General features: G+C 41.1%; 12 protein-coding genes. 3 read left to right on the top strand and 9 right to left on the bottom strand.

Annotation, left to right across the window (positions count from 1 at the left end):
* Positions 1-289: 289 nt before the first annotated feature.
* Positions 290-2,320, top strand: a complete 2,031-nt coding sequence (locus tag QWZ01_RS11150; protein ID WP_290323401.1) for a sensor histidine kinase — start codon at positions 290-292, stop codon at positions 2,318-2,320.
* Between the two features lie 673 nt (positions 2,321-2,993).
* Here QWZ01_RS11150 and QWZ01_RS11145 read toward each other — a convergent pair.
* The gene (locus QWZ01_RS11145; RefSeq protein ID WP_290323400.1) at positions 2,994-3,416 is read right to left on the bottom strand and encodes a response regulator; all 423 of its coding nucleotides are present in this window, start codon (positions 3,414-3,416) and stop codon (positions 2,994-2,996) included.
* A gap of 198 nt (positions 3,417-3,614) precedes the next feature.
* Entirely contained in the window at positions 3,615-3,794 is a 180-nt protein-coding gene (locus QWZ01_RS11140) for a BF3379 family histone-like protein (protein WP_290323399.1), read from the bottom strand.
* A gap of 463 nt (positions 3,795-4,257) precedes the next feature.
* Between QWZ01_RS11140 and QWZ01_RS11135 the strand changes: the two genes are divergently transcribed.
* Entirely contained in the window at positions 4,258-4,482 is a 225-nt protein-coding gene (locus QWZ01_RS11135; RefSeq protein WP_290323398.1) for a helix-turn-helix domain-containing protein, read from the top strand.
* Positions 4,479-6,305 carry a DUF262 domain-containing protein gene (locus QWZ01_RS11130; protein ID WP_290323397.1) on the top strand — a complete coding sequence of 609 codons (1,827 nt, stop codon included), beginning with the start codon at positions 4,479-4,481 and terminating at the stop codon, positions 6,303-6,305. Before QWZ01_RS11135 ends, QWZ01_RS11130 begins: the two co-directional genes overlap by 4 nt.
* Here QWZ01_RS11130 and QWZ01_RS11125 read toward each other — a convergent pair.
* From QWZ01_RS11125 to dndC, 7 genes are read right to left on the bottom strand one after another with little or no spacing between them, the layout of a single operon-like run.
* The gene (locus tag QWZ01_RS11125; RefSeq protein WP_290323396.1) at positions 6,295-6,753 is read right to left on the bottom strand and encodes a DNA phosphorothioation-associated 4-like protein; all 459 of its coding nucleotides are present in this window, start codon (positions 6,751-6,753) and stop codon (positions 6,295-6,297) included. The two genes, QWZ01_RS11130 and QWZ01_RS11125, sit on opposite strands and share 11 nt — an antisense overlap.
* A 4-nt stretch (positions 6,754-6,757) precedes the next feature.
* Positions 6,758-8,860 (bottom strand): AAA family ATPase, encoded by a 2,103-nt coding sequence (locus QWZ01_RS11120; protein ID WP_290323395.1) that lies wholly within the window; start codon positions 8,858-8,860, stop codon positions 6,758-6,760.
* A gap of 12 nt (positions 8,861-8,872) precedes the next feature.
* Positions 8,873-9,082, bottom strand: a complete 210-nt coding sequence (locus QWZ01_RS11115; RefSeq protein ID WP_290323394.1) for a hypothetical protein — start codon at positions 9,080-9,082, stop codon at positions 8,873-8,875.
* A gap of 6 nt (positions 9,083-9,088) precedes the next feature.
* Positions 9,089-10,450: a DEAD/DEAH box helicase family protein gene (locus QWZ01_RS11110; RefSeq protein ID WP_290323393.1), complete on the bottom strand. Its 1,362-nt coding sequence runs from the start codon at positions 10,448-10,450 to the stop codon at positions 9,089-9,091.
* Between the two features lie 19 nt (positions 10,451-10,469).
* Positions 10,470-10,868 (bottom strand): DndE family protein, encoded by a 399-nt coding sequence (locus QWZ01_RS11105; protein WP_290323392.1) that lies wholly within the window; start codon positions 10,866-10,868, stop codon positions 10,470-10,472.
* Positions 10,861-12,996 (bottom strand): AAA family ATPase, encoded by a 2,136-nt coding sequence (locus QWZ01_RS11100; protein ID WP_290323391.1) that lies wholly within the window; start codon positions 12,994-12,996, stop codon positions 10,861-10,863. Before QWZ01_RS11100 ends, QWZ01_RS11105 begins: the two co-directional genes overlap by 8 nt.
* Positions 12,990-14,315: a DNA phosphorothioation system sulfurtransferase DndC gene (gene dndC, locus QWZ01_RS11095; RefSeq protein WP_290323390.1), complete on the bottom strand. Its 1,326-nt coding sequence runs from the start codon at positions 14,313-14,315 to the stop codon at positions 12,990-12,992. Before dndC ends, QWZ01_RS11100 begins: the two co-directional genes overlap by 7 nt.
* Positions 14,316-14,618: the final 303 nt, after the last annotated feature.

The following is a 14,618-nucleotide window of genomic DNA, read 5'->3' as shown; positions in this document are numbered from 1 at the left end:
GTTCTGCGTTATGAATTTCCGGACGACATTGAAAACTACCACTCGTCGTTACCGGAACATTTTTAGATGACCGGGCAATTCATTAATTGAAATTTTTGATCTTCAAATATACTGCTCGATAATGCAATTGGTTTTGGCTTCGGATGATCATGCCGCACCAGGATATTCCGCTTACTGGATTTTTTGAACCTAGCAATTATCCAGCGTTATTAAGCATGTATATCAAATTTATAATGATGTTTTAAACAAATCCAAACCTTTATCTTAGCGATTCAATTTGCTACCTATCATGACAAATAAGCTTAACCGTAATCTGAGACTGGGGTATGGCTTTTCCATCATAATCCTTTTAATAGTCGGCACCGTAAGTTGGCTGACCTATAAAACGTTAATAAATAGTAACCGCGCCGTCGCACACAGTGGCGAGGTGATGCAAAAGCTGGAAAAGCTGCTCTCGGTGATGAAAGATGCAGAAACCGGTCAGCGCGGATATTTGCTTTCCGGTCAGGACAGCTATCTGGAACCTTACAACGGCGCATACAAAGAGGCGCAAGATTTAGGAGCGGAGCTGCAAAAACTGACAGCAGATAATGCCGGGCAACAGACCAACATCGCTGCCATCCGGGATATTCTTCATCTCAAGCTGGATATATTGCAGCTACTGGTCAACAAAAAACAACGACATCTTCCGGTCAGCGGCGTTGATCTTAATGCGGGTAAATCTGCGATGGATGGTTTCAGAAAAGCTATTGCTAGGGCCGAATATGACGAACAAATTCTCCTTCGCGAAAGAATTGCCAAATGGAATCGTTATACCCGGCTGGTACCCGCTTTCATCCTTATTGCCATCTTGACAGCAGTTTTTATCTCCCTGTTCTCTTACCGGAAAGTTACCCGCGATATCCGTGAAAAGGACAGGCTCCGCCGCGAACTGGAAGCGAGCGAGGAGGAGACCCAGTCATTAAATGAAGAGTTGACCGCGGCCAACGAGGAGATTACAGCAGCCAACGAGGAACTGACGGCAATTAATGAGGAGGTTGTGGAAGCGAGGGATGAACTTGCCCGGGCTAACAACCTCCTGGAGCAGCGGGTAGCCGAACGCACTGAAGCTTTGCAGGCCAGCGAGGAAGTGACACAGGCCCTGAACGAGGAGTTATCAGCTATCAATGAAGAAATGATGGCAACTAATGAGGAGTTAATGGTAGCCAATGAGGAATTGTCTGAAAGCCAGCAGCAACTGCAAAACATGGTTGATGAATTGCGGCAGGCTGATGAACGCAACGCCAAGTTGGTGGCCATTGTAGAGGCATCAGATGATGCCATTATCGGAAAAGACCTGGAAGGAGTAGTAACCGCCTGGAACCGTGGTGCGGAGCAGATATTTGGTTATAAAGAAACGGACATCGTTGGTCAATCTATGCTTAAAATTGTTCCTGAAGATTTATGGCACGAGGAACATGGCCTGTTGACCCGGCTGCGTAATGGGGAAAAGATAGACCATTACGAAACGGTTCGCCGTACGAGTGATAGTAGGCTCATTGATGTATCACTGACGATTTCACCTATTTTTGATAAGGAGGGAAGGGTAACAGGCGTGTCCAAGATCGCCCGTGATATTTCTGAGCAGAAAAGAGACGATCAGCGTAAAAATGATTTCATCGGTATGGCCAGCCATGAGTTAAAGACGCCGTTAACTTCCCTCACGGCACTTATTCAGGTATTACAGCAAAAGCTAAAGGATAACGCAGAACCTTTCGTGGCCAATGCGCTTAATAAGGCCAACCAGCAAACCAAAAAAATGACCAGCCTGATCAATGGCTTTCTGAATATTTCGCGACTGGAATCAGGTAAACTGGAAATTCACAAAGAATCATTTGACCTGGTTCATCTCGTGGAGGAACAAATCGATGAACTAAGTATGGTTGTAAGCGGTCATACTTTTGTTTTTAAACCCGAGTCAGCGATTGCGGTTTCAGCGGATTGGGAGAAGATCGGGGCAGTTATCTCCAACCTGTTGTCAAACGCTGTCAAATATTCACCTAAGGAAACCATGGTTACTGTGCGTTGCCTGGTTGAGAATGACCATGCTGTACTGAGCGTTCAGGATGAAGGAATGGGAATTAACCCTGAGGATCTCTCTAAAATCTTCGACCGTTATTATCGCGTAGGTACGGAATATACCAAACACATCTCGGGTTTCGGTATTGGGTTGTACCTGAGCTCAGAGATTATCCAGCGCCACGACGGAAAGGTTTGGGCGGAAAGTGAACCCGGTGCAGGATCCACTTTTTATTTTAGCTTGCCCCTGGAAAGGAGCTAAGGTTTTATGAACCGCATTCCTGATCTGAAAATTGTCGATGTCAACAAATTTACCTTGCGCAGAAAGCATAAGATAACGGCTTCATAATTAGCATGTAAACAGTAAAAGCGTTCATGGAACGCTTACCTAGCTGTAGATATGACAAAATTAAGCGGTTATGAGTAGTAGAAAGAATGCGTTTCTGATCGCAGCATCTTTTACGGGGTGCATATTCCGGATGTCATTTTCTAATATATTCTTTAGTTCCTTCTCTGTTTTTTTAAGTAATACTGAAGGCTTATTGCTCGTGGTTTTCATATTCATTAATTTGTAGACAACCGATAGATCATAAATATGATGCCAGACTTGAAACGAGTGTTGATTCCGTGAAGCCTGGTGCTTAGTGTCCGTTTTTGCCTACAAGATTTTAACCACAGGCCGTAATTTTAAGGATCATAGTTTTCAGCTCGCGCGCCGTATACGGGGCGAAGACGGATGGTGTTGATGAAGTCGCCAGCCGGAGGGTATTCTAGATCTTCCTATTAAAAAAAGCCGTCCGATGATAACGATAAACAATATCTGGAAGTTATTCTTAAAAGCTAAGATCATTAAATATGGAAAGGATTGGATCGGCGCGAATAAAGCTTAATGGAGAAATGGTAACGGTTTCGGGCAAAGGACTTTCAGGATCGGTTCATACATCAGGTAAAGCGCTGAGAAACGTACTCCGGAACTTTTCGCGGTTAAGCGGTTTTGAAATAAAGCCTTTAACAATCGGGTAGCGTTTCGCCCTTTCGACATGCGTTACGTCCACTGATGAGCTAAGGATATATATGGCGGAATCGCACCAAAGATCAATCCTCATACGATAAATTTCGTCAAGGAAAGCCCATCCGTCCATCACGGGCATATTAAGGTCCAGTAATATGTAATCAGGTAAGCCGCCCGGATCAGCTTGCCTGAGATCCATCAGTTTGTCGATAGCATTTTTTCCATTCATGAATAACATTACTTCGGGGTTAACCAACAAGCCCTTGAGATATTTTTCTGCGATAAAAAGGTCAGTTTTATCATCATCTATACAAAAAATACTTCTGAAAAACCCTTTATGTGGCATAAGTAATGATGGGGGTTATTAGTTACCACCAAATTAAGAATATTGTCTAAGTATTCACGTTGTTATTTTCGGCGAGGCCAAATGGGCGGCCTGCCGACCATCGACAGACGATATATGGTAGTTATCGATTACCAGGTTAAGGGGGGCAAGCATTATTTTTCCGAAAGTCAGGCCCGCAAGCGCGGGCCCTGTCTCCTGTTATTTTTCGGCGTTCTTCTTTTCGGTTACATCCTTACGCAGGTCTGTAGCGATCACTTTGATCTGCTGTAAAGCGTTACGCAGACGGGTGCCGGCAGCTTTATTATTTTTTTCGTAAAAGGCTGCACCTTCCTTTTCGGCGGTTTCCACCAGTGCTTTGAGTTCTGTTAATTTTTCCATAATCGATGAGTTAATGACCGGGCGCTCTGCGCCAGAAGCTCAAATATAGTATTTCTGTAAAATAAAAACATTTGCGAACAGCAAAGTCATAACTTTCTTCGGTTGAAACGGTAAGGACGCTTTAGTAATCTAAAAATTATGCGGATTAAAATAGCCGGACTACAGCCACGGCTTTGGGCCTGCCTACGACAGAGCAGCAATGGAGGATGTCGGCAAAAGGCATCATGTATCTGCGGGGGGAATGATCAGGCGAAAATCTCAGGTGGTGATTGCCGATCAGTCTTTAATACCGAATGTGCGGTGGACTGAACCCGTGGTTGGATGACGGTAATTTTATCATTTAGTATGGCATAGCCTAATATCTAGGAAATGGCAAAAGAATATCTTTTAATATATATGTATAAATGTGGTAGATCTGCCACAAATATTATAGAAAAATTGTGTGAATTTCCTTCCCATTGACATGAAGGAAAAAAACAAGGTACTGTTAAAAAAGCTCGGGACCCGTATTTATAAAATAAGGCTTGAAAAAGGCTTGAGTCAAGATGAGGTTTCTTACCGATGCGATGTTGATCGTGCAAAAATTAGCAAGCTCGAAACAGGAAACGCAAATTGTAATGTCACCACACTGGTGGAGTTAGCCAAAGGGTTAAATGTCGATGTTAGAGAATTATTAGATTTATCATGAGCAACGATATTGAAGTCAAAGCAATTTACGATTCCGTAGGTAATTTCTTTCAACTCACGCCAATATATAGAATTCCTAAATATCAACGTAGCTACGCCTGGGAGCAACCAGAAATCGAAGATTTTCTGCGCGACCTTAAAAAGTGCTTCCGGAAGCGGCAGATGAATACCGAAAATGAAAGTCATTTTTTTGGACAGATCGTGTGTATTTTAGATACGTTAACAGGTACTGACAAAAAATTATTTGAAATCGTTGATGGCCAGCAAAGGATATCCACTTTTATATTATTAGCATCTGCAATAATCCAGTGTTGCAATTCTTTGGTTCTCCGCATTGAAGGGGATATCAGCAAAAACAATGAGAAAACGATCTTAACCAAAAGAATACAAGATCTAAAAATCAGATTTATCAATTTTCAAATTGAAGTGAACTCGGTACTTACTAAAGTAAACGTGCTGGAACTTTCAAAACATGACAAGGCATATTTCAATGGCATACTCGAGAAGCCCACGTTAGCCCCAGAAAATGTATCTAACGAACGCCTTCAGTACGCGTACGGAAAAATATATGCATTAACTAATGAATTGACTACATCCGCGAATCTCAGTGACCATATTGGTAACCTTAAAACGATGGAAAAGGTCTTATTGGAAGACTTTTATATATTAAGGATGCAAACATCCAATGCCAAGGCGGCTTTCAAGTTATTTCAAGTGTTAAATAATCGCGGAAAGAATTTAACTGAAGGGGATTTATTCAGAGCAGAAAGTCTGCGGGTGGTTGAGGAGCATCCTAATGTTCAACTTTTGGTGGAAGCGTCTTGGGACGAAATTTTAACGGATAAGCCGGCAGTAACCGCTATCTTTCTTCGTGCAATCTATAGTTCTTATTCCGGGGAGGCGCTAAACACAAATAGCCTGTATCTCGAATTGCTCAAAGAATTTCTGCCTGAACATCTCCTTGAGGAAGTTGATCACGTCAGCGCTGGCGCTGTGCAGCTAAGGGTGAAAAAGGTGGAAAACGATGTAGCTGTTCTTCGTAAAATTATGGAAGGACAATGGTGTTACGTACACAAAGGACCAGTAGAATATTGGGACAGAAATCGACTATACCTGCTGATTAACGGTCTTAACCATACGGAATGCCTGCCTTTCCTGCTTGCTGCTCAGTTACTCGATCACAGAGAATTTAATAAAATTGTCCAGATACTGGAAAGATTCGTTTTTCGATACGTAGTGGTTTGTAAACTTTACACTGGTGACCTCATTAGGCTTTATAACCAGGAGGCAAGGCACTTGAGGGAACATATTTCAAGCTACAACGTGGCCAGATTAATCGAAAAACTTTCACCACTTCAAGATCAGGCAAATGACGAAATGTTCAGACGCTTACTGGATGATTTAAGGTATTACAGGACGGGGAAAAGTAACAAGCCACTGAAGTATTTCTTACTATGTATCGAATATTTTTACAAATGGTATAAGGATGGCGCAATTGGTGTTCCGAGTAACAATAAAGAAAAGGTACATGATTTTAATGACATGACAATTGAACATATTTATCCGCATGCTGCGGAGGGAGCAGTGGTCAACGGGCAATTAGAGCCGCTTAAAAACACGATAGGTAACCTGACTTTGCTTGGAAATGAAGATAACAAGTCCGGCGATAATGACCGTTTCATAGCAAAAATTCCAATCTATGAAGGTTCGTCATTCTCCATTAATAACGACTGGCTTGCAAGCCATAATACATGGGAGTTGACCGACTGCCAAAACAGGTCAGCACTTCTTAAAGATATGGCCTGCAAAATATTTAAGATCTGACTGGGGGCAGATCGGTTAATACTTTGAGCGTAAAACTTTCCAGATCGGCATATGCCGAAGGATTATTTTTTAATTCCTGGTCTATAATAGAAAGACCCTGGTTTGCATATTCCTCTATGGCTTTTTTTAATTCTTCCTTGTCTTTAAGAGACTCAAAAGAATTGGCTTTTGCAACGGCGAGAATAAGCAGGTTTTTTTGATGTGCATTCCCAATGTTACCCCATCTGAATGGCTTATGAAGTTTATCGAGTGCTTTCCTTTTTCCGTCATTGAAGCCAAGAATGGCTGCATATACAAATAATTCCCACATGTGTAAAAACGGATAGTCTTTTTTATCCCGTTTTTCTCCTTCTTTTAGACTGGGGCAAAGTCGATTATTGAATAAACGGGTATAATAATCCAGTTCTATGTTTATAAGGGTGCCTTCATCAATTGGTTGGCTTTCCATAATATTACTTAATTTTAATAACTTCAGTATGTTGCTCCAAAATGCTTCCAGTGCCCTGCATCCTTAATTCATACGCGTTTTTTATCTTGTCGTTATATTTTATCAATTCACGCACTTGGTCACTCTCTACGCTCGTTTTATTGGCCGTATCGGCATCATCTTTCAGGATAATTATTGACTGACGGAAAATGTCAATCATTGTTTTGATGGCACTGATCTTATTATTGCCTCCCAATGCAGAGATAGGGGCGTCGGAAACGAAAGGGAAATAACGCTCCCATATTTTGTTCGATACTGATAAGACAGCGGCTACGAACGCGATTTGAAGGGATACCTTATTAGCCTGGTTAATGTTTGAAAGGCGTGTTCCCTGTTCATCTACCGGATACACTTCCTTCTCCTGATAACTGACCCTGACTTTGCCGGACAATGCCGGGTTTGTACGGGTCATGCTTACAAAATAATTATTTGTTTCCTTTTCTATATCATTGATGAGTGCGAATAAAAAGTTATCGTGAAGCTTATCAATATGCTCTTTGATGTGCAGGGACAACTTCATTCGTTTTTTTTCCACTTCATTGGATGATTTGTCAATTAAACTTTCATATTCTGCCTGTAACGCAGAAAGATTGTCTTCCAAAATTTCCCGGTTGCCAATAAACTGAGCAATTTTATTTTTTGACTTTTCCAGATCATTCCTGAACTGGTCTCTGTCCCTTTTAACCTGAGCTATATTAATCTTTTCTATATCATTTCTAGAGATTTGCTGATTCTGCTCATCCGCGATAGTTTCAATGACTATTCTCAGTTCGTCTTCTTTTTGAGCGATCAGCTCCTTTGCCTTATTTATTTCTTGTTGAAATCCAGACAATTCTTTTCTGAAAGAACCGATCGGTTTATCGATGGCCCCGATGGCTACCGACATGGTATCAGCGGCGTCGCTCAAAGTATTTATTGTGGCTACCTCTTTATCGAGCGCACGGTCATTTAAATGCATTAAAATATGCTCATAGGACAATGATCCCTCGGGTGCGGATGTTCCACACACTTTACAAATTCCTTCATCGAGCATTTCCCGGATAAAATCCTGCCTGATGGGTTCAGGGATTTTTTTCTCCTCCTTACTGATCCGATAAAGTGTCAAGTAGGCCTGAAAGTGTTCGCCTGAGCTGCCATAAATCCATTGTGAAAGTAAATCACCCCGGTTAAATTCGAAATATTGCCTCCTCAATTTTATACTGGCATCTCGTTTTGTTTCCTGTGCGGTAATTTCTTCCAATATATTTGCGCAGGCTTCGAACTTAATCAACTCATTTACTTTTTCATCGAGCAGTTCCTGTTTTTTATCTCTTTCCCTTATTTCATTGTCCAGTTTCACCGTTACCTCCTGTATGTCTTCCTTTTTAAGGTCGATTTTCCTGGTAAGCTCGATTTTCTCTTGTTGGGTAGATGAATTACTATCTTCTTTTTCTTCAAACGCAGCTTTAGCCCGGTCATAAATACGTTGGGCATATATTTTGGCTTTTGCAAAATATTTAATACCAGATAGTTCACCGATCGCCTTGGTGAAATCAGTTCGCTGGTTCAGCTGCATAAGCTGGCTGATGTTTTCACCCTGGAATAGAAAATATCTGGAAAGGTTTTTTGGAAAATACCTGCTTAGTTCACGAACAGCGTCCTCCCCCAAAAGGTGTATGGTGTCGTTTGTACCGGCGAGTTTTTTAATAATCGAAAGCGTGGTGTTTCCGGGCGAGCCCCATTCGTCGTCAGCATTTTTTTTTATTTTATAACTGCGGGTAACAAAAAAATTATTGGAATCCTCATCTTCAAATTCCAGTGACACCTCTATCTCAACGTTTCCGTTAACTTTACACTCCTGTTTCGCCAACCGGTTCCCGAGCTCTTCACGCCAAGCGTTGGTAGCGGTCCATTTTTCAGCTTCAGTTTTAAAGGCTTCGTCATATAAGACCCAATTATAAGCGTCAAATAGCTTTGATTTCCCAGTATTGTTTTGGCCAATGATCAAAGTTGCACCCTGGTCAAAACTGAATTCCTGTTTCCCGTAGAACGACAAAAAATTATTTATTTCAATTGACTTGATAATCACGCTTGCAACAATTTATAAGTATTTCACCTGATCATCAATCAGACGGTATATTTTGTCTTCAATTGTTTTACTAGTGGCCTCGGGGTTGTTCAGCTTCGGGTCATTATACATTTCTCCAATTAATGTTTTGATGATATCGTATTGGGCCGGTTCCTTTGCTTTTAAACCTGCAAGGAATCGTTCCACTTCTTTGTTTACTTGTTTGTTTTCTGTTCCTTCCATATCCTATCAGGTTAATTTAGAAAAAATGTCAATATCAAATTCTTTTGCCTTTTCGTCTATGGCGTCAAGCGCCTGATAGTGGTTTAGTGCTAAGCCGGCAAATTCATGTACACGCTTCAATTCATTCTGCAATATACTTTTTTCCATTAGTAATGTATCCTCAAAGTATTGATTCGTGACTTCAGGAACAACCACCATATCGAAAATAATAGCGAATTTTTTTTGGGGATGAGTTCTCAAAATGCGGCCCCTGCGTTGAATGAATTGCCTGGGGTTGCCGGTGCTGGAACAAAAAATTGCAATTTCCGCCCTCCTGACATCTACTCCCTCATCCAAACACTTCATTGCAGTTAGTACATCTATTGCGCCTGACGCAAATTGTCCGAGGATTTTATCCCGGTTCAGAGTCCCGCCTATAAATTGGTGCTGGTTTAACCTGAACTCCCGGGCGATGACTGCTGAATAGGTATCGATGAGCCGCTGATCTTCTTCATCCACCTGTTTATCATTACCTTCTGGAACGTATACCAGGAGATATTTCAGCGGTGTATGATTTTCAACAAGCTCAGTCATAATCTCCCGAAACACCTTGAGCTTATTGGAAGCGTTATGTATGATACGTTTCCTTTTGAGTAACAATGAAGTCACTGCGCTGTTATCTTTCAGGCTTTGCGACGATGAATTGAAAAAACGCATCAGCTTCCTGGAAATCTCCTTGTAGCCGGCCAATTCCTCGTCGGTCAATGATACGATTTTAGGATAGTAATAATATTCGCACAAATAACCATTTTCTATGGCTTCCGACATAGTGAATTTAAAAGTCGGTTGATCTTTTATGTTAAAGTAGTCGTATAGCGCTTTGCTGCCTTCAGCGTCGAAATATCGTTCCGGAGTGGCCGACAAGCCCAGCCGGTAGCTAATGTTTAAAGGATAAGCTGCGATATGTTTGAGCGTGCCAAAATTATGAACCTCATCAGCTATGATTAAGGTGTCCGAAGGCATGATCTTTACCAAATGTTGAAATTTTCCGGTCAGAAACGTTGCGTAAGTCGTGATGATTGAAAAAGATGGCTGAAAACTGTGCATTGACATCAATACTTCTTTATACCAGCTGTTATTTTTGCTGTTTGCAAGCAAAACGTTTGACATCAAAAGTTGCCTGGTTTCGGTCGCCCATTGAGTTGCAAGATCCAATGTAGGAACCAGGATTATAACGATCAGATTCCCCCTTTCTTCTAACAACAGGCGCGCGCAGGACAATGCCGTAAGCGTTTTACCAGTTCCGGTAGCCATTTCTAATAGTCCCTTGTATCCTGCTTCTTTCCAATTGTTTGCCGCCTGGAGCTGATACGGTCTCAGGGAAGACATGGGATTTAAATTCGTGCTGTTATTTTTCAAAGATGGATAAGCCCTTTTCTATTTGGTTAATGATAAAGTCCTCCCCAGTAATAGAGTCTTTGTTTTCGATCTCCTTGCTGATGAGTTCCAGGCCATTGTCTATGTGCAATTTTACATACTTAGGGAGATCCTTATCAGATTTATATAAGTTATAATGCACGCACAACAAGGCCATATAAATATCAGCATAATCGCCGAATAAAACTTTGCTATTGTATTCTTTCCCTCCTGAGTCCTGAATCTGACTTAAATTCAATTTCTGTTCTGTGCTCAACGAAAAACTAAAAGCCAGTCTGGCAATAACATTTTCGGCGCCAAGATTAAATTTATTGGTCAATTGGGTAACCAATTCCTTATTTGCTTTTGAAGTCCGGATCGTGCTAAACATGGGGGACATAGGTATGATAGTATGTTTGAAATAAATTCGCCGGACTCACCTCTTTGAAAGCAGAACTATACGAGTCCAGTTGACTAATGAGAAATGCTTTCCCAACCTTGGGTAATAAAAGGCTGTACTCGCTTTCATTTAATTCCTTCTCCAACAAAGGAAACAATATGACCTGGCTGGAAATAACCGGATAAAAATCCCTGATAATGTTTGTGGCGTGTGCACGGTCAAACTTTTGCAGCGGACTATCAATAAACACGGGGAATTGAATGTCTGATTCGCTAACTAAAGCTTTTAATAGGGCTGTAGCATATAGTTGCTGTTCACCTTTTGACAGACTGTCCTTATTAATTTTTCGATCCTGCTGGTCATAAAGATCAATATCGATTAACTCTCCGTCAATTGTTACTGTTACCAGTTTCACAAAGTCATTTTTATGCATTAAAGCGTTAAGTGCTCTCTTAATGCTTTTTTCTAAAGAGGTTTTCTTCTTTTGTTTAAGCTGGTGTATAAACTCTGTCAAACGGCCAAGTAAGCGATTGGCGGTTTCAGTTTTGTGCGCGTCAGCTGCCTCAACCTTGATGTACTTAGTAAGTTCCGACAACTGTCTGTTAATAGTTGCCGTTTCCTTTTCAAGCACGGTTATTTTTACTCTTAAATCGACAATTTTTTCATCCAGGTGGTTGATTTCTTCCTGCGTAGCTTCATATCTGTCCTTTAATGCCTTGATGACCGGATCACTGGATTTGGTTTCGGCATCTGTTACTTTCTTCTGTAAAATATTATAAGTACTTCGAAGTCGCTTAGAATTGGCGACTAAAATCTTGAAATTTTTACCATACGCATTCCTTAAATTATCAAGAACAGCGTTAAATTGGTTTTGCTGCTCAACGGTAAAGTTCAATAATACCTTTTGATGATTTTGCTGCCGTGGCAACAGAATTTCCTGCAATATAATCTCTGTGTTTTTATACTCATTGCCCGGTTGTGAAGCAAATGCTTTCGTCAGCAATTCATATTTGTCCTGAAGAAGCTTTGTTACAAGGCCGAGATGCTGCTGAACTTCTTCATCCTGAAGCTGATTACCTACCTTTATTACCTTGCCTGCAATCATAGCAAATGGGGCCAACTCTAAAAGATCGGCAAACTGACTTTTGTTTTTCGCGATCTCTTCCCTTAATTGACCACGCATCTGTTTGAATTCCTTAAGCTCTTCATTGCTTAGTGCGCTGCCCACTCTGACCAACTGTTCCTGAACCTGGGAAAAATCTGCTTTTTTTAAGTTCAGGCTTTCAATCTTGCCAATTAGATCCTGCTGATAAATGGATAGCAAAGCTGTATTTTCCGCCAGTTTCTTTTGTAACGTGTCGATTTTAGTCAGCTCAGCCTTTGGAGCTGATCGCTTCTTTATTCTGATCTGAAGATTTTCGAGATGTTGCTTCAGATCGACATATTTTTTGATTCCCAGTACTTCGTTATAAGCCTTACTGAAATATTGTTTCTCCTCAGCATTATGGATTTCAGCTAAAGCTGTAATCTTTTCAGCGTCAAAAAAGAAAAATTTAGCTATTTCCTTAGGGAGCAGAAAATCGTTAATAAATATCTCCGGTCCCATAGTCTTTGTGAGCTCATTGGCCTTTCCGTCGATTAGTATCTCGATATGCTCATTTTCCTTCTGGATATTATACGTCCTTTTGATGATTAATTGGTTGCAGGAAATATGCGGAATAAATACGTCTGTAAACTGTATAGTTATACTGAAAGAATAAACTTCGTCAAGTTCACGGATTAGTCTTTCACGTTCTATGACATCAGTAGAATCGATCAGCCGTTGTTGAAGCTGCCCGAAAGATAATTCCGCATTCTGTAATGCAGGGCGGCTCATTAACTTGGCCGCATATTTTTTGTAACCTCCGTTTTCGTATATATCTTTTCTATACCGTTCATCAACATCGGCCATCAACTTCCCATAAAGCCCCCAGACCAGTGAAGTGAGCAGGGTAGTCTTACCGAAACCATTCTGTCCAGAGATCACGGTTACGTTTTGTTCCGGGTTTGCAGAAATGACAACCGTATGGTTTCCCTGGTAAACGCGGAAATTATGAAGTGTTATCTTTTCAACTAACATGCCGTTCTTTTTCTGAAGTCCTTTTCCAAATGATTTTCCAGGTCGCTTTGAATGCCATATCCATTAACTAAAATAATTTTTGATTTTTGTATTTCCAATAATTCGCCAATCAATTTGAAATCATCATCGTCCCTGCAAATATCCTTTAAAAGATTTTTTTCAAAGACCTGCCCATCCGAAAAATCCTCTTTTTTCATGTCGGTCTGGTAAACTCTGTTATATATTTCTGCCACATTATATTCAAATATGGAATCCCTATGCCAGGTGACTTGAACAGCGACCAACTCCTGATAATTGATCAAAACAAGATTGGAATCTGATTTTTGAACTTCCCGCTGTGCTTTCAGCAGTTCCTCCAGCATATAGGCCCTTTTTTCAGGAAGATAAGGTCCCCAGGTTTCCTCATTGGCATCTTCTTCGTGCTGATTTCTTCTCCAAGTTTGGCGCCAACTCCGGTCATTTCGCTTATCTACCAACATGTCCCGGAAATCTACCAGGGGTTCCATCCAATCGTCTCCGTTATCGACCAGCGCCTCCATTGATTTATCACGCTTAACGACCGTGCAAACCCAACAGCCAAACCTGCTTTGACCGCACGATGGGGTGGTCGTGTCAATAACAAGAGGGCAATCGCCACCTGAGGCATTTTTATACAAGGTGACCAGGCTTTTATGGGTGCCTCCCCATGGCGGATCCGCCTGAAGTAGATATGTCCACACTTCTTCTGTTAAAACATCCTTGATAGGGGCGAAAACAAAAGCGTTCGGCAGGACGTGCTTGCGTAAGCGCTGGCTATCGATATGGATTTTGCTGTTTTCAATATTTTTTGCTCTGGAGGAACTTTCGTCGCTCCGGGTACCCAATAATATGATAGCTTCCCCAACTTCGCTGATCTTATTCCGGATAAATTCAGTAGTAGGTTCGATTTTCAATCTGTCCGTGCACCATCGGAAAGAATTATTCGGAGCGGGGTACCCCTTTCCTAATAAATTCACCCAAAAGGTATCCTCCAACTTTGGAGTAGTTTGGTGCACGGAAATCGGCAGTCCTTGCTCGGCTGCAGCCTGACCAATTTTTTCCAGGGTCTTGTGGATAAATTGTACAATCTTGGGATTTTCAACTAAAGTATCGTTACAAACCACGTAGATCTTGCGGGTCCTCAGTTCCGCAGGTATCCTTCTTACTGCAACCCAGACCATTTGCAATAACATGGTAGAATCCTTGCCGCCCGAAAAGCCGATAATCCAGGGTCTGGGATTATCGTCGTGGAGATATTGGTCCTCTATTTCGGATTTTATAAAATTAAGATCTAAAGCCATAACTGTAAATTAAGGATATATTATCCTGAACATAAATAATATCCGGGTTATCAATTTTAACAACGCTTTGAAAAGGTGTATTTATAAGATTTCGTGATTGCAAAAACGTTACGCACGAATTATTTAATACGATTTTTCCTACATCAACCAGGATTTCATTGAATTGAAAAGGTAAAATTCATGGAACGACCCATATCGAGTAATCAAACAGCCATCACTTTCCAATCTGTAAAAATATCGATTTAAATCGGGTGTTATAAATTAATAGTTTTCAACAGATCAACACATTTGAGCTTACGGGTA

Source organism: Mucilaginibacter aquaedulcis (assembly GCF_030409325.1).
GTDB classification, from domain to species: Bacteria; Bacteroidota; Bacteroidia; order Sphingobacteriales; family Sphingobacteriaceae; genus Mucilaginibacter; species Mucilaginibacter aquaedulcis.
The sequence above is the reverse complement of the archived record's forward strand: the minus strand, read 5'-3'. Positions and strand labels throughout refer to the sequence as shown.

Excerpts from the sequence above, each read along its gene's own strand:
- QWZ01_RS11150 (WP_290323401.1), top strand. The coding sequence starts at position 290 with ATGACAAATAAGCTTAACCGTAATCTGAGACTGGGGTATGGCTTTTCC.
- QWZ01_RS11145 (WP_290323400.1), bottom strand. The coding sequence starts at position 3,416 with ATGCCACATAAAGGGTTTTTCAGAAGTATTTTTTGTATAGATGATGAT.
- QWZ01_RS11140 (WP_290323399.1), bottom strand. The coding sequence starts at position 3,794 with ATGGAAAAATTAACAGAACTCAAAGCACTGGTGGAAACCGCCGAAAAG.
- QWZ01_RS11135 (WP_290323398.1), top strand. The coding sequence starts at position 4,258 with ATGAAGGAAAAAAACAAGGTACTGTTAAAAAAGCTCGGGACCCGTATT.
- QWZ01_RS11130 (WP_290323397.1), top strand. The coding sequence starts at position 4,479 with ATGAGCAACGATATTGAAGTCAAAGCAATTTACGATTCCGTAGGTAAT.
- QWZ01_RS11125 (WP_290323396.1), bottom strand. The coding sequence starts at position 6,753 with ATGGAAAGCCAACCAATTGATGAAGGCACCCTTATAAACATAGAACTG.
- QWZ01_RS11115 (WP_290323394.1), bottom strand. The coding sequence starts at position 9,082 with ATGGAAGGAACAGAAAACAAACAAGTAAACAAAGAAGTGGAACGATTC.
- QWZ01_RS11110 (WP_290323393.1), bottom strand. The coding sequence starts at position 10,450 with ATGTCTTCCCTGAGACCGTATCAGCTCCAGGCGGCAAACAATTGGAAA.
- QWZ01_RS11105 (WP_290323392.1), bottom strand. The coding sequence starts at position 10,868 with ATGTTTAGCACGATCCGGACTTCAAAAGCAAATAAGGAATTGGTTACC.
- QWZ01_RS11100 (WP_290323391.1), bottom strand. The coding sequence starts at position 12,996 with ATGTTAGTTGAAAAGATAACACTTCATAATTTCCGCGTTTACCAGGGA.
- dndC (WP_290323390.1), bottom strand. The coding sequence starts at position 14,315 with ATGGCTTTAGATCTTAATTTTATAAAATCCGAAATAGAGGACCAATAT.